The 21,672-nt window shown below is 70.2% G+C and carries 22 protein-coding genes; 11 read left to right on the forward strand and 11 right to left on the reverse strand.

Translation table 11 applies throughout. The features are described 5' to 3' along the window. Positions 1-4: 4 nt before the first annotated feature. From bamD to ACS5PM_RS22645, 11 genes are read left to right on the forward strand one after another with little or no spacing between them, the layout of a single operon-like run. Positions 5-2,170 carry an outer membrane protein assembly factor BamD gene (bamD, locus tag ACS5PM_RS22595; RefSeq protein ID WP_439389957.1) on the forward strand — a complete coding sequence of 722 codons (2,166 nt, stop codon included), beginning with the start codon at positions 5-7 and terminating at the stop codon, positions 2,168-2,170. After that, a complete protein-coding gene (gene ccmA, locus ACS5PM_RS22600) occupies positions 2,160-2,858 on the forward strand; it encodes a cytochrome c biogenesis heme-transporting ATPase CcmA (protein ID WP_439389958.1) in 699 nt (232 codons plus the stop codon). Before bamD ends, ccmA begins: the two co-directional genes overlap by 11 nt. After that, entirely contained in the window at positions 2,855-3,508 is a 654-nt protein-coding gene (ccmB, locus tag ACS5PM_RS22605; RefSeq protein ID WP_439389959.1) for a heme exporter protein CcmB, read from the forward strand. The genes ccmA and ccmB overlap by 4 nt, the downstream gene beginning before the upstream one ends. 4 nt (positions 3,509-3,512) lie before the next feature. Continuing rightward, positions 3,513-4,271: a heme ABC transporter permease CcmC gene (gene ccmC / locus ACS5PM_RS22610; RefSeq protein ID WP_439389960.1), complete on the forward strand. Its 759-nt coding sequence runs from the start codon at positions 3,513-3,515 to the stop codon at positions 4,269-4,271. 14 nt (positions 4,272-4,285) lie between these two features. Further along, entirely contained in the window at positions 4,286-4,453 is a 168-nt protein-coding gene (gene ccmD / locus ACS5PM_RS22615) for a heme exporter protein CcmD (protein ID WP_439389961.1), read from the forward strand. Beyond that, the gene (gene ccmE / locus ACS5PM_RS22620) at positions 4,450-4,911 is read left to right on the forward strand and encodes a cytochrome c maturation protein CcmE (RefSeq protein ID WP_439389962.1); all 462 of its coding nucleotides are present in this window, start codon (positions 4,450-4,452) and stop codon (positions 4,909-4,911) included. The genes ccmD and ccmE overlap by 4 nt, the downstream gene beginning before the upstream one ends. Next, entirely contained in the window at positions 4,908-6,854 is a 1,947-nt protein-coding gene (locus tag ACS5PM_RS22625) for a heme lyase CcmF/NrfE family subunit (RefSeq protein ID WP_439389963.1), read from the forward strand. Before ccmE ends, ACS5PM_RS22625 begins: the two co-directional genes overlap by 4 nt. A gap of 19 nt (positions 6,855-6,873) precedes the next feature. Continuing rightward, complete coding sequence (locus ACS5PM_RS22630; protein ID WP_439389964.1) at positions 6,874-7,401, forward strand: DsbE family thiol:disulfide interchange protein; 528 nt, start codon at positions 6,874-6,876, stop codon at positions 7,399-7,401. Then, positions 7,398-7,826 (forward strand): cytochrome c-type biogenesis protein, encoded by a 429-nt coding sequence (locus tag ACS5PM_RS22635; RefSeq protein ID WP_439389965.1) that lies wholly within the window; start codon positions 7,398-7,400, stop codon positions 7,824-7,826. Before ACS5PM_RS22630 ends, ACS5PM_RS22635 begins: the two co-directional genes overlap by 4 nt. After that, on the forward strand, positions 7,819-8,862 hold the full coding sequence (locus ACS5PM_RS22640; protein ID WP_439389966.1) for a tetratricopeptide repeat protein: 1,044 nt from the start codon (positions 7,819-7,821) through the stop codon (positions 8,860-8,862). Before ACS5PM_RS22635 ends, ACS5PM_RS22640 begins: the two co-directional genes overlap by 8 nt. Beyond that, a complete protein-coding gene (locus ACS5PM_RS22645) occupies positions 8,859-10,163 on the forward strand; it encodes an NAD(P)-binding domain-containing protein (protein WP_439389967.1) in 1,305 nt (434 codons plus the stop codon). Before ACS5PM_RS22640 ends, ACS5PM_RS22645 begins: the two co-directional genes overlap by 4 nt. A gap of 147 nt (positions 10,164-10,310) precedes the next feature. Here ACS5PM_RS22645 and ACS5PM_RS22650 read toward each other — a convergent pair whose 3' ends face one another. The 11 genes from ACS5PM_RS22650 to ACS5PM_RS22700 form a co-directional block, all read right to left on the reverse strand. Next, positions 10,311-11,561: a pectate lyase family protein gene (locus tag ACS5PM_RS22650; RefSeq protein WP_439389968.1), complete on the reverse strand. Its 1,251-nt coding sequence runs from the start codon at positions 11,559-11,561 to the stop codon at positions 10,311-10,313. A gap of 78 nt (positions 11,562-11,639) precedes the next feature. Beyond that, positions 11,640-13,430 (reverse strand): aspartate--tRNA ligase, encoded by a 1,791-nt coding sequence (gene aspS, locus ACS5PM_RS22655; RefSeq protein WP_439389969.1) that lies wholly within the window; start codon positions 13,428-13,430, stop codon positions 11,640-11,642. A 118-nt stretch (positions 13,431-13,548) separates the two neighbouring features. Continuing rightward, a complete protein-coding gene (locus ACS5PM_RS22660) occupies positions 13,549-14,223 on the reverse strand; it encodes a DUF502 domain-containing protein (RefSeq protein WP_439389970.1) in 675 nt (224 codons plus the stop codon). Positions 14,224-14,257: 34 nt separating this feature from the next. After that, positions 14,258-14,605, reverse strand: a complete 348-nt coding sequence (locus tag ACS5PM_RS22665) for an FmdB family zinc ribbon protein (protein WP_439389971.1) — start codon at positions 14,603-14,605, stop codon at positions 14,258-14,260. Positions 14,606-14,700: 95 nt separating this feature from the next. Further along, a complete protein-coding gene (locus tag ACS5PM_RS22670) occupies positions 14,701-16,155 on the reverse strand; it encodes a high affinity choline transporter 1 (RefSeq protein ID WP_439389972.1) in 1,455 nt (484 codons plus the stop codon). 110 nt (positions 16,156-16,265) lie between these two features. Next, positions 16,266-17,837: a ubiquinone biosynthesis regulatory protein kinase UbiB gene (gene ubiB / locus ACS5PM_RS22675; RefSeq protein WP_439390065.1), complete on the reverse strand. Its 1,572-nt coding sequence runs from the start codon at positions 17,835-17,837 to the stop codon at positions 16,266-16,268. 24 nt (positions 17,838-17,861) lie between these two features. Then, the gene (locus tag ACS5PM_RS22680; protein ID WP_439389973.1) at positions 17,862-18,386 is read right to left on the reverse strand and encodes a hypothetical protein; all 525 of its coding nucleotides are present in this window, start codon (positions 18,384-18,386) and stop codon (positions 17,862-17,864) included. A gap of 33 nt (positions 18,387-18,419) precedes the next feature. Then, positions 18,420-19,433, reverse strand: a complete 1,014-nt coding sequence (gene galE / locus ACS5PM_RS22685; protein ID WP_439389974.1) for a UDP-glucose 4-epimerase GalE — start codon at positions 19,431-19,433, stop codon at positions 18,420-18,422. A gap of 19 nt (positions 19,434-19,452) precedes the next feature. Beyond that, the gene (locus ACS5PM_RS22690; RefSeq protein WP_439389975.1) at positions 19,453-20,502 is read right to left on the reverse strand and encodes a DUF535 family protein; all 1,050 of its coding nucleotides are present in this window, start codon (positions 20,500-20,502) and stop codon (positions 19,453-19,455) included. Then, entirely contained in the window at positions 20,496-21,227 is a 732-nt protein-coding gene (gene ubiE, locus ACS5PM_RS22695; protein WP_439389976.1) for a bifunctional demethylmenaquinone methyltransferase/2-methoxy-6-polyprenyl-1,4-benzoquinol methylase UbiE, read from the reverse strand. Before ubiE ends, ACS5PM_RS22690 begins: the two co-directional genes overlap by 7 nt. A gap of 28 nt (positions 21,228-21,255) precedes the next feature. Next, positions 21,256-21,657: a gamma-butyrobetaine hydroxylase family protein gene (locus ACS5PM_RS22700; protein ID WP_439389977.1), complete on the reverse strand. Its 402-nt coding sequence runs from the start codon at positions 21,655-21,657 to the stop codon at positions 21,256-21,258. Positions 21,658-21,672: the final 15 nt, after the last annotated feature.

Raw genomic sequence — 21,672 nt, forward strand, 5'->3', positions numbered from 1 at the left:
GGGAATGAAAGCAGCACGATGGGCGCCGCTGGCGCTGGCGGCATGGGTCGCCACGGCACACGCACAGGTGATGGAGGAGGTGGAGCTGCGGCGCGATGGCGCGGATGCGGTGGTGGTGGTGCGCTTCAACGTGCCCGTGCAGTTCCGCCGCGCAGTGGCCGCGCGCTCCAGCGACCTGGTGCAGATCGTCTACGACGTGGTCCCCAGCCGCGACAAGCCCAACTTCATCGACGGCGAGCGCCGCACCATCGGCGGCGACGGCATCCCGAAGCTGACCATCACCGAAGAGGGTGGGAACGGCGAGCGCGACCGGCGGCTGGTGGTGCGTCTGGCGCCTCCGGCGAAGTTCCACGTGCAGGGCGGTGCCGACCGGCGCAGCATCGAGGTGGTGCTCGAGGGGCTGGGCGAGGCGGCCTTCGCCCGCGCCGTGGCCAGGCCCTCGTCGACACCGCTCGCTTCGCCGGCGCCCGTCGGCCTCGACGCCCAGGTCGAGGCCCGCGGCGCCGAGTTGCTCACGCAGGCGCGCGAGGCCCTGGCCAAGGGGCAGAGCGCCCTGGCCATCGAGTCGCTGAACGAGGCCCTCAACCTGCCGCCCAACCGCCACACCCGGGAAGCCCAGGCGCTGGTCGCGCAGGCGCGGCTGGCCGACAACGACGTGGCCGGCGCCCGGCGCGAACTGGAGCTGTTCCTCCAGCTCTACCCCGAGGGCGCCGACGCCGACCAGGCCCGCGTCACGCTCGCCGGCCTGCCCTCTGCACCCGGCGCCGCGACGGCTTCCGCCGAAGAGGCCAAGGCTGCGAAGAAGAAGGAGACGACCACGCTGATCGGCGCGGTCTCGCAGTACTACTACGGCGGCAACTCGAAGACGCGCACCCAGCTGAAGGACACGCCGCTCGAAGGCCAGATCCCCGTCGTGATCTCCGACGAGACGCTCGACGCGATCGACCAGAAGCAGCTGCTCAGCAGCGTCGACGTGAACTGGCGCATGAAGGACGAGGCCCGCGACGTGCGCTTCGTCTTCCGGGACAACTTCACTTCCGATTTCATGCCGGACCAGGCCGACGAGAACCGGCTGACCGCGCTGTACGTCGACTGGAAGGAGGCCGGACCGGGCCTTTCGGCCAGGCTGGGCCGCCAGTCCGGCCTCGGCGGTGGGGTGCTGGGGCGCTTCGACGGCGCACTTCTCGGCTGGAGCTTCGTTCCCCACTGGAAACTGAACGTGGTCGCCGGCCAGCCCACCGAGAAGCTGCTCGACACCCGGCGCCGCTTCTACGGCGCCTCCCTCGATGGCGACTCGCTGCTGCCCGGCCTGGGCGGCAGCTTCTACGCGATCCAGCAGACCATCGACGGCGAGGTCGACCGCCGGGCCGTCGGCACCGAGCTGCGCTACTTCCAGCCCGGCGTCTCGGTGTTCTCGCAGTACGAGTACGACACCACCCTGCAGGGCGTGAACATCGCGTCCGTGCAGGGCACCTGGACCAGCGAAGGCAACACGGTCGTCAACCTGCTGTACGACCGCCGCGCCACGCCCATGCTGATGCTGGGCAACGCGCTGTTCTTCCCGGCCGACCCGAACTCGGCCATCCTGCCCAGGCGGCTGCGCGACCTGCTCGCGGCCGGCCTGACGCTGGACCAGCTGCGCCAGCAGGTCGTGGCCACCACGGCCTACGCCACGCAAGGCCTGGCCGGCGTCACCACGCCGATCGACGAGCACTGGCAGCTGGGCGCCGACGTCCGCCTGACCAACGTCGGTGCCATCGCCCCGGTGCCCGGCATCCTGCCCGAAGGGATCCCGGCGACGGGCGACATCTGGACCGCCTCGCTGCAGGCCATCGCCACCAACCTGTACTCCGAGCGCGACACGCACGTCTTCAACTTGACCGCCGTCAAAGGACCAAGTTACGACGGCTGGCTCGCGTCGTACAACCTGCTCACAGTGGTGGCAGAGCGCTGGCAACTCGAGCCCTCGCTGCGCTGGTACCAGCAGGACGGGCCCAGCGGCGTGCGCACCTCGCGCTGGGCCCCCGGGCTGCGCGTGACTTGGCGCGGCGGCCCGAAGTGGGTGCTCGAGGGCGACGTGAACATCGAAGGCAGCCGGACGCACAGCGCCCAACAGAACGAGAATTCGACCCGGCTGTACTACTCCTTGGGGTACCGACTTGATTTCTGAGGCAGGCGTTCTGGAGGCTTCGAACGTCGCCTGCCATCGTGGCGGGCGGCGCCTGTTCCGTGGCCTCGCACTGCGGCTCGCCCCCGGCCAGGGCCTGTGGCTGCGCGGGCCCAATGGCTGCGGCAAGACCAGCCTGCTGCGCATCCTCGCCGGCCTGGTCCCGGCGGCCGAAGGCGACGTGCGCTTCGAGGGTCACCCGGTGCAGTCGCTGCCGCCCGCACAGCGCGGCCGGCTGCGCTACATCGGCCACGCGAATGCGCTGAAGCAGGAGCTGCGGGTGGGCGAGGCGCTGGGCTTTCTCGCCGGCCTGCATGCCGAGGGCACGGCCGATCGCCGCGCCCTGCGCGAGCGCATGGCCCACGCGCTGGATCAGGTGGGCCTGGCCGGCCGGATCGACAGCTTCGTCGGCACGCTCTCGCAGGGCCAGCGGCGCAAGGCGGCGCTGGCGCGCCTGATGCTCGACGACGAGCCGCGCACCTGGCTGCTGGACGAGCCGCTGGAGGCGCTGGACCTGGAAGGCGCCGGTCGCATCGAGGCCTGGCTCGACACGCACCTGGATCGTGGCGGCGCCGTGGTGCTGACCAGCCACACGCCTCTGGCCGGCGAGCGCATCCGCCCCTTCGACCTGGCGCCGTCGGGCCCGCTGCCCGCCATGACGGCGGTGGCGCATGAAGCGATGGGCGGATGAACCTGCTCTCGCGCGACCTGCGCGCCGCCGCCCGCCATCGCATCGGCTGGCTGCTGCCGCTGGCCTTCTTCGTGGCGGCCCTGAGCCTGTTCCCGCTCGGCATCGGCGCCGAGCCGGCCCTGCTGCGCCGGGTGGCGCCGGGGGTCGTCTGGGCCTCGGCCCTGCTGGCCATGCTGCTGGCCCTGCATGGCATGTTCAGCGCCGACCTGGCCGACGGCTCGCTGGAACAGATGCTCCTCGGCCAGCGATCGCTGACCGCGCTCGTCGCCGAACGCATCCTCGGCCAATGGCTGCTGGGGGGCGCCCCGCTGGTGTTGCTGGCGCCCCTGGCCGGGCTCGCCTTCGGACTGCCCGGCCCGGCCGTGCTCGCCCTGCTGGCCAGTCTGCTGCTGGGCACGCCGGTCACCGCGCTGCTGGGCGGCCTGGGCGCCGCGCTGGCGCTGGGCCTGCGGCACGGCAGTGCGCTGGTCTTCCTCCTCGTGCTGCCGCTGGCCATGCCCACGCTGGTCTTCGGCAGCGGCGCCGTCCTCGCCGCGCTGAACGGCGAGCCGGCGCAGGCGGGCCTGTCGCTGCAGGCCGCGCTGCTGATCCTCACCGCGTTGCTGGCGCCGCCGCTGACCGCCGCCGCCTTGCGCATCGCCATGGAATGAACCCATGAACCTGGCCACCGCCACGCCCTCGACCTCACCCGCGCGCTGGACGAGGTTCGCCTCGCCCGCGCGCTTCGACGGCCTGGCCGCCCAGGTGGCGCGCTGGTGCTGGGTGCTGGCCATCGCGACCGGGCTGGCCGGGATGTACGTCGGCTTCTTCGTGGCGCCCACCGACGCCACCCAGGGCGAGGCCTACCGCATCCTCTTCATCCACGTGCCGGCCGCCTGGCTGTCTATGGTCTGCTACCTGGCGGTCGCGCTGTGGGCGGTGGTCGGCTGGGTCTTCAAGGTGCGGATGGCCTCGCGGCTGGCGCGCGCCCTGGCGCCCTCCGGCGCGCTCTACACCGCCATGGCACTGTGGACGGGCGCCCTCTGGGGCCAGCCCACCTGGGGCACCTGGTGGGTCTGGGATGCGAGGCTGACCTCCGAGCTGATCCTGCTGCTGCTGTACCTGGGCTACATCGCGCTGGTCGAGTCCATCGACGACGACCGCCGCGCGGCGCAGGCCGGCGCGCTCATCGCGCTCGTCGGCGCGTTGAACGTGCCGGTGATCTATTTTTCGGTGAAGTGGTGGAACACCTTGCACCAGGGCGCCTCCATCAGCATGACCGCGGCGCCGACGATGGCGCGCCAGATGCTGCTCGCGCTGGCGCTCTGCACGGTGGCGTTCTGGGCCCATGCGATCGCTGCTTCCCTCACGCGTGCCCGGGCGCTCAGCCTCGAGCAGGAGCCCGGCGCCGCCTGGGCCGCCACCCCGTACTGAACCCTCCGATACCGATGAACGATCTGTCCTCCCTGCTGCGGCTCGATGGCCACGGCCTGTTCGTCTGGGGCGCCTGGCTGCCCTGCGTGGTGCTGCTGGTGGCCGAGGCGGTGGCGGTGCGCGCCCGGCTGCGCCGCGCACGCGCCGAGGCCGCGCGCCGCATCGCGGAGGGCGAAGAATGACGCCCCGCCGCAAGCGCCTGGCGATCGCGGCCGGCGTGCTGCTCGCGCTGGCCGCCGCCACCGCGCTGGTGCTGAACGCCTTTCGCAGCAACCTGGTGTTCTTCTTCACGCCCACGCAGGTGGCGGCCGGCGAGGCGCCGCAGCAGCGGCCGTTCCGCCTGGGCGGGCTGGTGCGCGCCGGCAGCGTGCAGCGCGAGGGCGTGCAGATCCGCTTCATCGTGACGGACACCCAGCGCGAAGTGCCGGTGGCCTACACCGGCCTGCTGCCCGACCTGTTCAAGGAGGGCAAGGGCGTGGTCGCGCAAGGCGCGCTGGGCCCCGACGGTGTCTTCGTCGCCCGCGAGGTGCTGGCCAAGCACGACGAGAACTACATGCCGCCCGAGGCGGCGGAGGCGCTCAAGCGGGCGCAGGCGCAGGCTCCCCAGGCCGCGCCGACCTTGGTGGAGAACGGCCGATGATCCCCGAACTGGGCCAGATCGCCCTCATCCTGGCGCTCGCCGTCGCACTGGCCCAGGCGGCGCTGGGCCTGGCCGGCGCGGCGCGCCACCGCGTCGACTGGATGAGCCTCGCGCGGCCGCTGACGCTCGCGCAGGGCCTGCTGGTGCTCGGCGCCTTCGTGGCGCTCGCGGCGAGCTTCGTGCGCAACGACTTCTCGGTGCTGTACGTGGCCTCCAACTCCAACAGCGCGCTGCCCCTGGCCTATCGCCTGGCCGGCGTGTGGGGCGGTCACGAGGGCTCGCTGCTGTTGTGGGTGACGATGCTGGTCGTGTGGATGCAGGCGGTGGCGGCGTTCAGCCGCACGCTGCCGCAGGTGTTCGTGGCCCGCGTGCTGGCGGTGATGTCGCTGGTGTCGGCGGGCTTCATGCTGTTCATGCTCCTGACCTCGAACCCCTTCGAGCGCCTGCTGCCGCCGGTGCGCGACGGGCGCGACCTGAACCCTCTGCTGCAGGACCCGGGCATGGTCTTCCACCCGCCGATGCTCTACATGGGCTACGTGGGCTTCTCGGTCGCCTTCGCCTTCGCCATCGCGGCGCTGCTGGGCGGCCGGCTGGATGCGACCTGGGCCCGCTGGTCACGGCCCTGGACGATCGCGGCCTGGATCTTCCTGACGCTGGGCATCGCGCTCGGCAGCGCATGGGCCTACTACGAGCTCGGCTGGGGCGGCTGGTGGTTCTGGGATCCGGTGGAGAACGCCTCCTTCATGCCCTGGCTGGTGGGCACCGCGCTCATCCACTCGCTGGCCGTGAGCGAGAAGCGCGGCAGCTTCAAGGCCTGGACGGTGCTGCTCGCGATCCTCGCCTTCTCCCTGTCCCTGCTCGGCACCTTCCTCGTGCGATCGGGCGTGCTCTCGTCGGTGCATGCCTTCGCGACCGACCCGCGCCGCGGCCTGTTCATCCTGGCCTTCCTGGTGGTGGCGGTCGGCGCCTCGCTCACCCTCTACGCCTGGCGCGCGTCGACCGTGGGGCTGGGGCAGCGCTTCTCGATGGTGTCGAAGGAAACGAGCCTGCTGCTCAACAACGTGCTGCTGCTGAGCGCCACCGGCGCCGTGCTGCTCGGCACGATGTACCCGCTGTTCCTCGACGCCCTGGGCCTGGGCAAGATCTCGGTCGGCCCGCCCTACTTCGACACCGTCTTCCGCTGGCTCATGGCCCCGCTGCTGGTGCTGCTCGGCGCCGGCCCGCTGGCCCGCTGGAAGGGCGACGCGCTGCCCTCGCTGGCCCGGCGGCTGCGCTGGGCGGCGGTGGCGGCGGTGCTCGTGCCGGCGCTGGTGGCGGCGACGGCGGGCCATGCGTCGCCGTGGTCGGTCGCCGGCTACGCACTGGGCACCTGGGTCGCCGCCGGCGTGGTGGTCGACGCGGCCGGCTGGCGCCGCCAGTGGCGCCTGCTGACCCGGGCGCAGCTCGGCATGTGGGTCGCCCACTTGGGCGTGGCCGCCTTCATCGTCGGCGTGACGACCGTGCGGACGTACGAGGCCGAACGCGACGTGCGCATGCGCATCGGCGAGACGGCCGAGGTCGGCGGCTACACCTTCCGCTTCCTGGGCGTGGCCGACGCCCCGGGACCCAACTACCAGGCGGTGCAGGCGCGCATCGAGGTGACTCGCAACGGCCAGCCCCTCACGACCCTGACCCCCGAGAAGCGCGTCTACCGCGTGCAGCGAAACCCCATGACCGAAGCCGCCATCGACACCGGCCCCATCCGCGATCTCTACGTCTCGCTCGGCGACCCGCAGGACGACGGCTCCTGGACGCTGCGCCTGCAGCACAAGCCGATGGTGATCTGGATCTGGCTCGGCGCGGTGATCATGGCCGCAGGCGGCGCGCTCGCGGCGAGCGACCGCCGCTACCGCCGCCGGGCCGAGGCTGCACAGCCCGCTCCGACGATGGGAGCCGCCGCATGAGCCTTGCCAAGGAGGCCGCATGAAGGCCCGCACGCTGATCCCCCTGGCCATCTTCCTCGCGCTGGCCGGCTTCCTCGCCGTGGGCCTCAAGCTGGATCCGCGCGAAGTGCCGTCGCCCCTGATCGACAAGCCGGCCCCCGCCTTCGCCGCGCCCACGCTGGCCGACCCGGCCCGCGCACTCCGCCGCGAGGACCTGCTCGGCAAAGTCTGGATGCTCAACGTCTGGGCCTCGTGGTGCGGCGCCTGCCGGGACGAGCACCCGGTGCTCGTGCAGTTCGCCCGCGGCCGCGACCTGACGCTGATCGGCCTGAACTACAAGGACGAGCGCGCCGCCGGCACCGAATGGCTGCAGCAGTTCGGCAACCCCTACACCGATTCGCTGTTCGACCCCCAGGGCCGCATCGGACTGGACTACGGCGTCTACGGCGTGCCCGAGACCTTCGTGATCGACCGCCAGGGCGTGGTCCGCTACAAGCACATCGGCCCGCTGACGCCCGAGGTGCTGCGCGACAAGGTCGAGCCCTTGCTGAAAAGGCTCGCGGCATGAGGAGCGTGATCATGTGGCTGGCCGCGCTGCTGCTGGCCTGCTCCGCCGCCGCGCAGACCGCGCGCCCCGCCGCCGACGACCCCGAGCTGGAGGCCCGGATGATGGCCATCGCCGACGAACTGCGCTGCGTGGTCTGCCAGAACCAGACGGTGGCCGATTCGCACGCCGAGCTGGCCGCAGACCTGCGCCAGCAGATCCGCGACCAGCTCCAGGCCGGCCGCAGCCCCGACGAGATCCGCCGCTTCATGACCGACCGCTACGGCGACTTCGTGCTGTACCGGCCGCCGGTGACGAGCCGCACCGCGCTGCTGTGGTTCGGCCCCGCCCTGCTGCTGGCCGCCGGGCTGGTGGCGCTCGCCATGGTGCTGCGCCGGCGCGGCCGCCTGCCGGACGAAGCCTTCGAACCCGAACCTGCCGATGACTGACGCCACCTCCGCCCTCCCCGCCCGCACCGCCTCCACCCACCCCTCGCGCCGCCTCGTCTGGGGCCTGGTCGCCTTCGTCGCCGCCTTCGGCGCGGCCGGCACCTGGTGGCTGGGCAGCCGCGAAGGCTGGAACACCGGGCCCGGCGCGCGGCCGCCCGCCCCACCGGTGACGGCAGCCGACGCGCAGCCGCCGGCCTCGTCCGCCCATTCGATGACGCTGGCGCAGATCCAGGGCATGGTCGACCAGCTCGCCGCGCGCATGCGCAACGAGCCCGGCAACGCCGAGGGCTGGCTGATGCTCGGCCGTTCGTACGCGGTGCTGGGCCAGTTCGAGCCGGCCATCGCAGCCTATCGCCACGTGCTGACGCTGGAGCCGAAGAACGCCCAGGCGCTGGCCGACCTCGCGGACGCGCTGGCGGTGACACGCGACGGCCGCTTCGACGGCGAGCCGGCGCAGCTGGTGCAACAGGCCCTGTCGGCCGAGCCCGACAACCTGAAGGCGCTGATGCTCGCCGGCACGGTGGCCTTCGAGAACAAGGACTACGCCGCGGCGGTGCGGCATTGGGAGAAGGCCGTTCGCGTGGGCCCGCCCGGCAGCGACCTGGTGAAGCAGGCCCGCGACAACGTGGCCGAGGCGCGCCAGCTCGCCGGCCTGCCGCCGCCGGCCGCCGATACCGCGCCCGTGGCGGCCGGCGCCACCATCCGTGGCCGGGTGGAGCTCGCGCCTGCGCTGGCCGCCAAGGCCGGCCCCGAGGACACCGTCTTCGTCTTCGCCCGCCCCGCCGAGGGCTCGCGCATGCCACTGGCCATCTTGAAGAAGCGGGTGCGCGAGCTGCCGTTCGACTTCGTGCTCGACGACAGCCTCGCGATGAGCCCGCAGGCGCGACTGAGCCAGGCGAGCCGGGTGGTCGTGGGCGCACGCATCTCCCGCTCAGGCCAGGCCATGCCGCAGCCGGGCGATCTCGAGGCCGTCTCCGCTCCGATGGCCCCGGGGGCGAGCACCGTGAAGCTGGTCATCGCCGACGTCGTGCCGTGAACGCCCTGGCCGCCTGGCCCTACCTGCTGCTGCCCGTCCTGGCTGTCGGCGGGCACCTGTGGTGGCGCGCACGGCATGAGCGCCGCCATGCCGCAGCGCTGGCCGAGGCGGTGGCAGCCGGGCTGAACGAACCGCCGTCACTGCACCCCGTCGTCGACCCTTCACGCTGCATAGGCTCGGGCTCCTGCGTCAAAGCCTGCCCCGAGCAGGCGCTCGGCATGGTCGAGGGCAAGGCGACGCTGGTCAACGCCTCGGCCTGCATCGGCCACGGCGCCTGCCACTCGGCCTGCCCGTTCGACGCGATCTCGCTGGTCTTCGGCACCGAGCGGCGAGGCATCGACATCCCGCTGCTGACGCCGCAGTTCGAGACCAACATGCCGGGCCTGTACATCGCCGGCGAACTGGGCGGCATGGGGCTGATCCGCAAGGCCGCCGAGCAGGGGCGGCAGGCGATGGAGGCCATTGCGCAACGCGGCCGCGCCAGGCGGGGCGACCAGCTCGATGTGCTCATCGTCGGCGCCGGCCCGGCCGGGCTTTCGGCGGCGCTCGCCGCGGTCGACAAGGGCCTGCGCTACGAGGTCATCGAGCAGGAGGCCTCGCTCGGCGGCTCGATCTTCCACTACCCGCGGCAGAAGGTCGCGATGACGGCGCCGGTGGTGCTGGCCAAGGTCGGCCAGGTGAAGTTCACCGAGGTCAGCAAGGAGCGCCTGCTCGAGTTCTGGCACGGTGTCGTGCGGCAGTTCGAGCTCTCGATCCGCTTCGGCGAGCGCATGCTGGGCATCGAGGCCCGTGGCGATGGCTTCGTCGTCACCACCTCTCGTGGCACGCTGAGCGCCCGCTCCGTCCTGCTCGCGATCGGCCGCCGCGGCACCCCGCGTACCCTCGACGTTCCCGGCGAGGAGCTGCCCAAGGTCGCCTACCGGCTGGTCGACCCGGCGCAGTACGAGGGCCAGGCGGTGCTGGTGGTCGGTGGCGGCGACAGCGCCCTCGAAGCCGCTATCGCGTTGGCCGGCGAGGCCGGCACGCGCGTGACGCTGAGCTACCGCGGCGTCGCCTTCTCGCGCGTGAAGGCGAAGAACCGCGAGCGGCTGCAACGCCTGGCCGACGAGGGCCGCATCGACCTGCGCCTGGGCAGCGAGGTGGAATCGATCGCCCCTTCCCAGGTGGTGCTGAGCGCGACCGACGGCACGAAGGCCCGGCTGGCCAACGACGAGGTCATCGTCTGCGCCGGCGGCCTGCTGCCGACGCCGCTGCTGAAGGACATCGGCATCCGGTTCGAGACCAAGCACGGCACGGCGTGAGCGGCGCCCACGTTCCGATGCGCTACTGCTTGTTGAAATCCATCCGGCAACCTTCGACGGTGTTGTTGCCGGCGGTGGTAGTGGTCGCCGGCTCACGCCGCATCGCTGCCCGCGCCGCTCGCCTCGCGCTGAGCCCGGCCGGGCGTTTTACAAAGGCACCGAGAGCTTGCCGGCGCCGGCGTTGGCCCGCACCGAGGCCGCGACGCCCGAGGCCGGCAACAGCACCGACTGGTAGGCGTAGGGCACCGTCCAGCCCACGGCCGTGTCGAAATCGCAGGCCGACAGCGACAGCGCCGCGCCGTTCAGCGTCGAGCCGCTGTCGGTGATCGCGCCCTTCTTGCTGGACGAGCCGGGATTGGTCGCGATGTCGGCGCAGTTGGTTGCACCGGTGATCTCGAAGACGTTGTTCTCCGCGATGATCTTGGCCTTGTAGCCCACGCCCAGGCTGTAGGCATGCGGGTACACGGCGTCGCTCTTGCTGCCCTCGTACAGGTTGTTGAAGACGTGGACCTGGCCGAAGCGCACCCGCGGCGCGCGCTGGGTGATGGCGCTGAAGCGGTTGCCGGTGAAGGTGACGCGCAGGTGGCCTTCATCGGTCGAGGCGGCGCTGTCGGACGAACCGACGAGATTGTTCTTGTCATGCCGGTCGAAAAGGTTGGACGACACGGTGACGTAGTCCGCACCGCTCTTGATGTCGAGCGCGCCGTCGTGGCACTGCTTGGTCTTGCCGTTCTCGATCGGCAGCTTGTCGTCGGTCAGCGGCGCATCGGTGAAGGTGTTGTGGTCGATCCAGACGTGGGTCGCGCCCTCGATCGTCAGGCCGTCGAACTCGCCGTTCCAGTTGCCGGTGTCGCCATCGTCCGGATCCCACTCGGGCGCCACGTCGCAGGGGTTCACGATGCGCAGGTTGCGCACGATGACGCTGTCGACGCTGCGGATCAGGATCCAGCCGTTGACCAGCGCGGCATCGGTGCCCGCGCCGATCAAGGTGGTGTTGCTCTTGAGCGGCACCCTGGAGCGCGTGCTCTGGTCGGAGCGGCTGGTGAACGCACCGCCGTTGTCGGCCGCCGCCATGTCGATCGTGCCGCTGACCTTGATGATCACCGGCTTGCCGTCGCCTGCACTGATGGCGGCCAGCAGCTCGGTGGCCGTGCTCACGGTGTAGACGGAAGAGGCGGTCGCGGCTTGCCCGCCGGTGGCACCGGCTGCCCAGCCGGATTCGGGGGCGGCTTCCAGGACCGCGCTGCCGTCGGAGGGTGGTGGAGAGGGTGACGGCGACGGCCCGGGCACAGGCGTCCCGGTGTCGTGGTCACCCGACCCTCCACCGCAGGCGGTCAACGCCAGCACGGCCAGCATCAGGCCCTGGCAACGCGCCAGCTTTGATCGAACGTTCCCCACGACATTCCTCTTCAGTGGGGCCCAAGAAAACGGGCCCACGAGGGGCCCGTTTGTCGCTCACCGGAGCTGAGCGGGCGCTCAGGCGGCCGGGGCGGCGTTGCGCAGCCGGATGTGCAATTCGCGCAGCTGCTTCTCGTCGACCAGGCTGGGCGCGCCGGTCAGCAGGCACTGGGCGCGCTGGGTCTTGGGGAAGGCGATCACGTCGCGGATCGAATCGGCCTTGGTCATCATGGTGACGATGCGGTCCAGGCCGAAGGCCAGGCCGCCGTGCGGCGGCGCGCCGTACTGCAGCGCGTCGAGCAGGAAGCCGAACTTGACCTGGGCGTCCTCGGGCGTGATCTTCAGCGCGCTGAAGACCTTGCTCTGCACCTCGGCGCGGTGGATACGCACCGAGCCGCCGCCCAGCTCCCAGCCGTTGAGCACCATGTCGTAGGCCTTGGCGATGCAGGCACCGGGGTCGGTGTCCATCAGGTCCTCGTGGCCGTCCTTGGGCGCCGTGAAAGGATGGTGCACCGCGTTCCAGCGGTCCTCGCCCTCGTCGTGCTCGAACATGGGGAAGTCGACGACCCACAGCGGCGCCCACTTGTCTTCGAACAGGCCGCGGTTGCGGCCGAACTCGCTGTGGCCGATCTTCACGCGCAGGGCACCGATGGCGTCGTTCACCACCTTGGCCTTGTCGGCGCCGAAGAAGATCAGGTCGCCGTTGCAGGCGCCGGTGCGGGCGATGATCTCGGCGATCGCGGCGTCGTGCAGGTTCTTCACCACCGGCGACTGCAGGCCCTCGCGGCCCTTCTGCACGTCATTGACCTTGATCCAGGCCAGGCCCTTGGCCCCGTAGATCTTCACGAACTCGGTGTAGCCGTCGATCTCGCCGCGGCTCATCTCGCCGCCACCGGGCACCTTCAGCGCCACGACGCGGCCGCCCTTGGTGGTGGCGGGGGTGGAGAAGACCTTGAAGTCCACGTCCTTCATCACGTCGGTCAGCTCGGTGAAGCGCAGCTTGACGCGCAGGTCGGGCTTGTCGGAGCCGTACTGGTGCATGGCGTCGGCGTAGGTCATCACCGGGTAGCCGGGCAGGTCGACACCGATCGTGTTGCGGAAGACCGTGCGGATCATGCCTTCGAACATGCCGCGGATCTCCTCCTCGTTCAGGAACGAGGTCTCGATGTCGATCTGCGTGAACTCGGGCTGGCGGTCGGCGCGCAGGTCCTCGTCGCGGAAGCACTTGGTGATCTGGTAGTAGCGGTCGAAGCCGGCCACCATCAGCAGCTGCTTGAACAGCTGCGGCGACTGCGGCAGCGCGAAGAAGTGGCCGTCGTGCACGCGGCTGGGCACCAGGTAGTCGCGCGCGCCTTCGGGCGTCGACTTGGTCAGCATCGGCGTCTCGATGTCGATGAAGCCGTTGGCGTCCAGGAACTTGCGCACCTCCATCGCCACGCGATAGCGCAGCATGAGGTTCTTCTGCATCTGCGGGCGGCGCAGGTCCAGCACGCGGTGCGTCAGGCGCGTGGTCTCCGACAGGTTCTCGTCGTCGAGCTGGAACGGCGGGGTGATCGAGGCGTTCAACACCTCGAGCTCATGGCAGAGCACCTCGACCTTGCCGCTGGCGAGGTTGGTGTTCTCCTTGTCGGCCGGGCGGGCACGCACCAGACCCACGACCTTGAGGCAGAACTCGTTGCGCACGCTCTCGGCCGTCTTGAACATCTCCGGCCGGTCGGGGTCGCAGACGATCTGCACGTGGCCTTCGCGGTCACGCAGTTCAATGAAGATCACGCCGCCATGGTCTCGACGGCGATGGGCCCAGCCCATCAGGGTCACGGTCTGGCCCATCAGCGCTTCGCTGACCAGGCCGCAATACGTTGTTCTCATGAGTGCACTCCAGCCTGCTGCGGCGCAGGCATCCGAAGGATTCGGGAAATAGCGATTGAAAGGCTGTCGGGGCGGGGTGGTCAACCCTCAGGACTGAGCGCCGGACGCTGTCGGCTGCTCAGCCCAACCGATTGGGGTCGGCCCCCTCCGGCAGGGCCAGGTGGCCGGCCGGTGGCGCAGGCGGGGGCGGTACCACGACGCCCATCGAGATGATGTACTTCAGCGCCTCGTCGACGCTCATGTCCAGGGCGTGGATGGCCGAGCGCGGCATCATCAGGAAGAAGCCCGAGGTCGGGTTGGGCGTGGTCGGCACGTACAGGCTCACGTGCTCGCCCGGCAGCTTGCCCGCCACCTCGCCGCCCGGGCGGCCGGTGACGAAGGCGATGGTCCAGGAGCCGGCGTGCGGATACTGCACCAGCACGGCCTCGCGAAAGGCATTGCCGTTGCTGGAGAACAGCGTGTCGGAGACCTGCTTGACCGAGCTGTAGATCGACCGGACGATGGGGATGCGGCTCATCAGCGCATCCCACTGCTTCAGCCACCACTGGCCGAACAGGTTGGTGACGAAGACGCCGGTGATGAACAGCAGGGCCACCATCACCAGCACGCCCAGGCCCGGCCACTGGCCGAGGCCCTGCAGCGTCTCGGTGGCGCCCACGGGCAGGACCGCCTGCGCCACGCGCAACAGGCCCTTGAACATGCCGTCCAGCAGACCCTGGATCCACAGCAGCACCCAGATCGTGATCGCCAGGGGCAGCCAGGTCAGCAGACCGGCGAGCAGGTATTTCTTCAAGCGGTGTCCCGTGGCGCGGCGATGGGCGGCTGCCTCAGTGGCAGGCGCAGGAGCCGCCGCAGGCGCCACCCGCGGCTGGGGAGGCGCTGGCCGAAGCCGCGCCGCTGTCGCCGCCGGAAGCCGGGGCGCTGGCGGCGGAACCGCTGTTCGCGCCGGCACCGTCGCCGGTGGCCGCCGCGGGGGCCTTGGCGCCGCCGTTGTTGTTGCGGAAGTCGGTCGCATACCAGCCCGAGCCCTTGAGCTGGAAGCCGGCCGCGGTGATCTGTTTGGCGAACTCCTCGGCTCCGCAGGCCGGGCAGGAGGTCAGCGGCGCGTCGGACAGCTTCTGCAGCACATCACGCGAATGGCCGCAGGCGGCGCAGCGATAAGCGTAGATCGGCATGACCAAACCCTTGATTCAAAACGGGAAATTATAAGGGGCGGCCCCGAGGAGCCGACCCCCGCGCGATGACCCAACTGAGGCCTGTGCCCGGTTTTTCAAGCCACCGTGGCGACGTGGCGCTCGTGCCGGTTCTTCACCACCTGGGGCATCAGCGAACCGCCCACCATGCCCACGATGGCCGCCAGCAGGCCGGCCAGTTGTCCGGGGAAGCTCTCGCCGAGCGTGGACACCTGGGGAAAGTAGACCAGCCAGACGCCGATGCCCAGCACCAGCGAGAAGATGGCGCCCTGGGTGGTCGCGCGCTTCCAGTAAAGACCGAAGACCAGCGGCACGAAGGCCCCCACCAGCGTGATCTGGTAGGCCGCGGACACCAGGTCGTAGATGGGCGTGCCCTTCATCGCGATCGCGTAGAGCAGCACCAGGCCGGCGAAGATCACGATGGTCACCCGCATGGCCAGCAGCTGCTGCTTGTCGGACATGCGCGGGCGCAGGTTCTTGACGATGTTCTCGACGAAGCTGGTCGAAGGCGCCAGCAGCGTGGCCGACGAGGTGCTCTTGATGGCCGACAGCAGCGCCCCGAAGAACAGGATCTGCATGATCAGCGGCATCTTGGTCAGCACGAAGGTCGGCAGCAGGCGCTGGTAGTCGTTCTGGGCCATGTCCATCGCGCTGTCGCCCATCACGACGACGGCGCTGGCGACGATGAACATGGGCACGAAGGCGAACAGGATGTAGCTCAGGCCGCCGATGATGGCGCCGTTGCGCGCCGTCTCGGCGTTGCGGGCCGACATCACCCGCTGGAAGACGTCCTGCTGCGGGATGCTGCCCAGCATCATGGTCAGCCCGGCGCCGATGAACATCGCGACGTCCGTGAAGCTCGGCTCCGGCAGGAACTTGAACAGGTCCTTCTGGGTGGCCATCGCCAGCACGGGGCCGGTGCCGCCGGCCAGGTCGCTGGCGAAGACCGCGATGATCGACAGGCCGATCACCAGCACGATCATCTGGATGAAGTCGGTCCAGGCCACCGCCAGGAAGCCGCCGATCACCACGTAGATCAGCACCGCCAGGGTGCCGACGATCATGCCGGCGGTCTCGCTCATCGCGCCGTTGGTGAGCACCGAGAAGACCAGGCCCAGCGCGGTGATCTGCGCGGCCACCCAGCCCAGATAGCTCAGGATGATGGCCGAGGAGCAGAAGACCTCGATCCCCTTGCCGAAGCGCTGGCGGTAGAAGTCGCCGATGGTCAGCAGGTTCTGGCGGTACAGCTTGGTGGCGAAGAACGCGCCCACCAGCACCAGGCACATGCCGGCGCCGAACGGGTCCTCCACGATCGCGCCCAGCCCGCTCTGCACGAACTTGGCCGGGATGCCCATCACCGTCTCGGCGCCGAACCAGGTGGCGAAGGTGGTGGTCACCACCATGATCAGCGGCAGGCTGCGGCCGGCGATCGCGAAGTCACTGGTGTTCTTGATCCGGGTGCCCGCCCAGACGCCCAGGGCCAGGGTGCCGACCAGGTAGAGCACGACGAAGGTGATCAGGATGGAGTTCATGGGCTGGCGAGAGATAACTTCGGAAGGCGGCCGGCATTATCAGGTCGCCGCCGGGCCGGGACGAAGCCAACCGCAGCACGAGGCATGCCAGCGCCGCCTCGCAGACTTCGTCAGGTCCCGGCCCAGAGCAACGCGTAGCGGGCAGCCAGGGCCCCGAGGAGGAAGCCGGCCACGCCCCACGTCAGCCCGGCCAGCAGGCGGTTGGTGCGCCGCTGCTCGCGCAGCATCTCGGCCAGCAGGGCGGTGTCGTCGGTGGGGCGGGACGTGTGGCCGATGCGCCCGGCCAGCGCGTCGTGCAGCAGGCGCGGCAGCTCGGGCAGCAGGCGGGCGTAGTGGGGCGCCTCGTCCTTCAGCCGGCGCAGCAACGCGCGGCCGCCGATCTGCTCGTCCATCCAGCGCTCGAGAAAGGGCTTGGCGGTCGTCCAGAGGTCCAGGTCCGGGTCCAGCTGGCGGCCCAGGCCCTCGACGTTGAGCAGGGTCTTCTGCAGCAGCACGAGCTGGGGCTGGATCTCGACGTTGAAGCGGCGCGAGGTCTGGAACAGGCGCATCAGCACCTGGCCCAGCGAGATGTCCTTCAGCGGCCGGTCGAACTGTGGTTCGCAGACGGCGCGGATGGCGCCCTCCAGCGCATCCACCCGCGTGCTGGGCGGCACCCAGCCGGATTCGACGTGCAGCTCGGCGACCCGCTTGTAGTCGCGCCGGAAGAAGGCGATGAAGTTCTGCGCCAGGTATTCCTTGTCGGTCTCGGTCAGCGTGCCGATGATCCCGAAGTCCAGCGCGACGTAGCGCCCGAAGGTCTGCGGCTCCACGCTGACCTGGATGTTGCCGGGGTGCATGTCGGCGTGGAAGAAGCCGTCGCGGAACACCTGGGTGAAGAAGATCGTGACGCCGTCGCGGGCCAGCTTCTTGATGTCGACGCCGGCGTCCCGCAGGCGGGCCACCTGGCTGATGGGCACGCCGGTCATGCGCTCCATCACGCAGACGTTGCGGGTGCACAGGTCCCAGTGCATCTCCGGCACGATGATCAGCGGCAGGTCGGCCATGTTGCGCCGCAGCTGGGCGGCATTGGCGGCCTCGCGCACCAGATCCAGCTCGTCGTGCAGGTAGACGTCGAACTCCTTGACGACCTCGCGCGGGCGCAGCCGCCGGCCGTCGGCCGACAGGCGCTCCACCCAGCGCGCCAGCAGGTGCAGGATCGCCAGGTCGTCGTCGATCACTGCCAGCATGCCGGGGCGCAGCACCTTCACCGCCACCTCGCGGCCATCCCGAAGCACGGCGAAGTGCACCTGGGCCACCGACGCGCTGGCCACCGGCACGTCGTCGAACTCAGCGAAGACGGCCTCGAGCGGCTGCCTCAGTTCGGCCTCGATGATGGCCCGCGCCTGGACGGCGGGGAACGGCGGCACCCGGTCCTGCAGGCGTGCCAGTTCGTCAGCGATCTCCAGCGGCAGCAGGTCGCGCCGCGTCGAAAGCACCTGTCCGAACTTGATGAAGATGGGCCCCAGCCGCTCCAGCGCCATCCGCAGGCGCACCCCGGGCGGCAGCTCGAACCGGCGGCCCAGCGTGAGGACGCCGGCCAACATCCGGATGCGGTGCTCGCGAAAGCCCGACAGCGCCAGCTCGTCGACGCCGTACCGCAGCAGCGTGAAGACGATGCGGACCAGCCGCAGGACGAAGCGCAGCATGGAGGCGACCGTGCGGCGCGTCTAGGGCTTGCGCCAGACGCTCGCGGCGCCCTCGGCCAGCGTTCTCGCGGTGGCTGCCACCTTGTCGCCCAGGTTGGCCAGGCCGCCGGCGACCAGAGGGCCGAAGACCCGCTCGAGGTCGGCCGGGATGTCCCAGCGAACGTTCGCCACGACCCAGCTCACGTCGGCCGCGAAGGCGACGTCGCCTTCGATCTGCAGCGCGGGCAGCTCGCCCGTGGCCACACGCCGGGCGGCTTCGAAGGGATGCGCGGCATCGACTCTCAGACGCAACTCCGGCGCGCCTTCGGCCCCTGCCTCGCCTTCGGCGGCGGATTCGAAGAGGCCGGCCGGCGTGATGCGCAACGTCAGGGGCGGCGGCGGTGGCAGCGGAACACGCCAGTTCTCGACCTCGATGCGCAGGCGGCGGCCGAGATGGGGCTTCAGCCGCTCGGTGGCCGCCGGCGAGCTGGACAGCACATGGTTGGCCAGAAGGATGAAGCGCTCGGTCGCCGCGGGCAGCAGCAGGTCGGTCACAGGGTTTGCCATGACCGGGGATTGTAGGAGGGGCCCCCGCGGCCCTCAGTCATAGCCTGTCGGGTTGCGGCTTTGCCAGCGCCAGCTGTCGGCGCACATGGCCGCCAGGTCGCGCCGGGCCTGCCAGCCCAGGAGCTCACGCGCCAGCGTGGCGTCGGCCCAGAAGGCCGGCAGGTCGCCGGGGCGGCGCTCGACGATGCGGTAGGGAATCGGCCGGCCGCTGGCCCGTTCGAAGGCTGCCACGAGCTGCAGCACGCTGGTCCCCGACCCCGTGCCCAGGTTCACCGTGGCCGAGGCCCGTTGCTCCAGCAAGTGGCGAAGAGCCGCCACGTGGCCCTCGGCCAGGTCCATCACGTGCAGGTAGTCGCGCACCCCCGTGCCGTCGGGCGTGTCGTAGTCGCCGCCGAAGACCTGCAGAAATTCCCGCCGCCCCACCGCCACCTGGGTGACATAGGGCATGAGGTTGTTGGGGGTGCCCCGCGGGTCCTCGCCGATGCGCCCGCTCTCGTGCGCGCCCACCGGGTTGAAGTAGCGCAGCCAGGCGACCTTCCACGCCGGATCGGACGCCTCCAGGTCCCGCAGGATCTGTTCTCCGAACAGCTTGGTGCGGCCGTAGACGTTCATGGCGGCCAGCGGATGGACCTCGTCGTAGGGCAGGTACTTCGGTTCGCCGTACACGGTGGCGCTGGAGCTGAACACCATGGTCTTGACGCCATGGCGACGCATCGCTTCGCAGGTGGACACCAGGCCGCCGACGTTGTTGGCGTAGTAGCTCAGCGGCTGGGCGGTGGACTCGCCGACGGCCTTGAAAGCCGCGAAATGCACCACCGCATCGATGCGATGGCGGGAAAACACACCGTCGAGGGCGGCTGCGTCGGTGACGCTGGCGCGTTCGAAGACCGGCGTGCGGCCGCCCAGCTCTTTCAGCCGATCCAGCACCCTGGCGGAGCTGTTGGAAAAATCGTCGAGGCCGACGACCTCGAAGCCGGCGCTTTGCAGCGCCAGCCAAGTGTGCGAGCCGATGTAGCCGGCGGCACCGGTGAGAAGGACGGTGGGCATCGAGCGGTGACCCGGCGGGTCACCGGGCGGGGGTGCGGATCAGTTGATCGGGCAGCCGGTTGGCCAGGGCCCGATTGTGCAGGCCCTCACGCAGGCCCCCGAGCATCTCGTACCGGCGCCGGTACATGGCCCGCTTCTTGGCCGGGACGTCGTCCAGGGGGCGCGGCGTGAAGCAGGTGGCCATCTCGTAGAAGCCATCCACCGTCTCGACGCCACCGCGGTCGCGCCAGATCTCGTCGTAGTCCGCGGTCTTGATGTTCTTGTCCAGCCGTGCCAGCAGGCGCGGCTGGCGGAAATGCCGGTAGTAATCGCAGATGCCGTAGGCGTGCTCGATGCCGAGCTCCGCGGCCAGCATGAACAGGGCCAGCAGCAGCAGGTCGCGCGGGCGGCAACCGTGGAAGCGATGTGTCAACTCGGCGTAGCGCTCGCTGGCACCCTCCACGGAGCGGCCCTGGATGGCGCCGATGTAGACCACCGGGCGCCCCTTGCGCTGGCCGATCGAGAAGGCCACCGAATACAGGCGCAGGTCACCGTCGAAAAGGCTCAGCGCCAGCTCGCCTTCCTGCGCCAGCCAGTCCGGCTGGTCGATCTGCAGGGTGATGCCGGCGTCGGGCTCGCCGAGCGTGGCCAGCACCCTGCGCGTGCCCAGCGGCACCTGCAGCCAGCGGGCGGCATCGATCTGCCGGTAGTGCGAAACCACCGTGTCCACCCGCTGGCGAACCGACCAGGCGCGGTGCAGATACGGCCAGGCGATGAGGTGGACCAAGCCCCTGCGGGCGGCCATCACCGCCGCCAGTTGCGAGCCCGGGGACACGTTGCGCAACGCCCGCCATTCACGGCGGCGACGCCAAGCCTGGCCGATGAAGCGCAGGCGCCTGAGGAGGGAAATCGGATTCAGCGAGGGATACGCCTGGCGCGCCGCCTGCCAGACCACCAGCCAGATGGCCAGCGCCGGCTCGACGGCGGTCGGCAGGCCGGTCATCTCGCTGGGGACGAAGCCGGCCACAAGGCTCAGGCCCTGCCACCATGCCGGGTGGAACAGCAGCCGGCCCGCACGTCGGCTCAGCACTTGATGCCGACGTGTAGGGCCACCACGCCGCCTGTTAGGTTGTGGACATCGACGTGGCCGAAGCCCGCCGCCTTCATCATGGCCTTGAGCGTGGCCTGGTCCGGGTGCATGCGGATCGATTCAGCCAGGTAGCGATAGCTTTCGGCATCGCCCGCCACCAGCCGGCCCAGCTTGGGCAGGACCTGGAACGAGTACCAGTCGTAGGGTTTGCGCAGCGGCTCGGCCACCTTGGAAAACTCCAGCACCAGCAGCCGCCCGCCTTCTCGCAGCACGCGGCCCATTTCAGCCAGGGCCTGTTCCTTGTGGGTCATGTTGCGCAGCCCGAAAGCGACGCTGACCAGGTCGAAGCTGCCGCTGCGAAAGGGCAGGCGCTCGGCGTCGCAGATCGTGGTCGGCAGCGCCAGGCCGTCGTCGAGCAGGCGATCGCGGCCGGTGCGCAGCATGGCTTCGTTGATGTCGGTATGGACCACCTGGCCGCTGGCACCCACCCGTCGCGCAAAGGCCCGCGCCAGATCGCCCGTGCCGCCGGCGATGTCCAGCACCCGGTCGCCCTCGTGCAGGTTGGCCACCGCGACGGTGTAGGCCTTCCATGCCCGGTGCATCCCGAGCGACATCAGGTCGTTCATCACGTCGTACTTCGACGCGACGGAATCGAACACGCCTTTGACGCGACGGGCTTTTTCGGCCTCGTCGACGCTCTGGTAACCGAAATGCGTTTGGGTCATGTGTTCTTCGCTCCCCTGCCGGGGCCCCTCAATGATGGTGGCCGCAAGCGCCACCCGCCTTGACGGGCATCGGCAAATCGCGTTCCAAGCCGGCTTCCTTCAGCCTTCGCTCGTAGCGCTGCCAATATTCCGCCTGCTCCGCGCCCAGGCGGTAGAGGTATTCCCAGGTGAAGATGCCACTGTCGTGGCCGTCGGAGAAGCGGGGTTGCACCGCGTAGTGGCCGACCGCCTCGATCGATTCGATGCCCACGTCACGCTTGCCGGTCTGCAGGACCTCCTGTCCGGGGCCGTGGCCCTGCACTTCGGCCGAAGGCGAATAGACGCGCATCAGCTCGAAGGGAATGCGGAACGAGCGGCCGTCGTCAAAGGTGATTTCCAGCTGGCGCGAGGCCTGGTGGACGGTCAGGGCGGTCGGCTGCGGATGGGCCATGGCGTTCCTCTCCCG

Origin of the sequence: Ideonella flava (assembly GCF_051857595.1) — a bacterium.
Taxonomy (GTDB): Bacteria; Pseudomonadota; Gammaproteobacteria; order Burkholderiales; family Burkholderiaceae_C; genus Ideonella.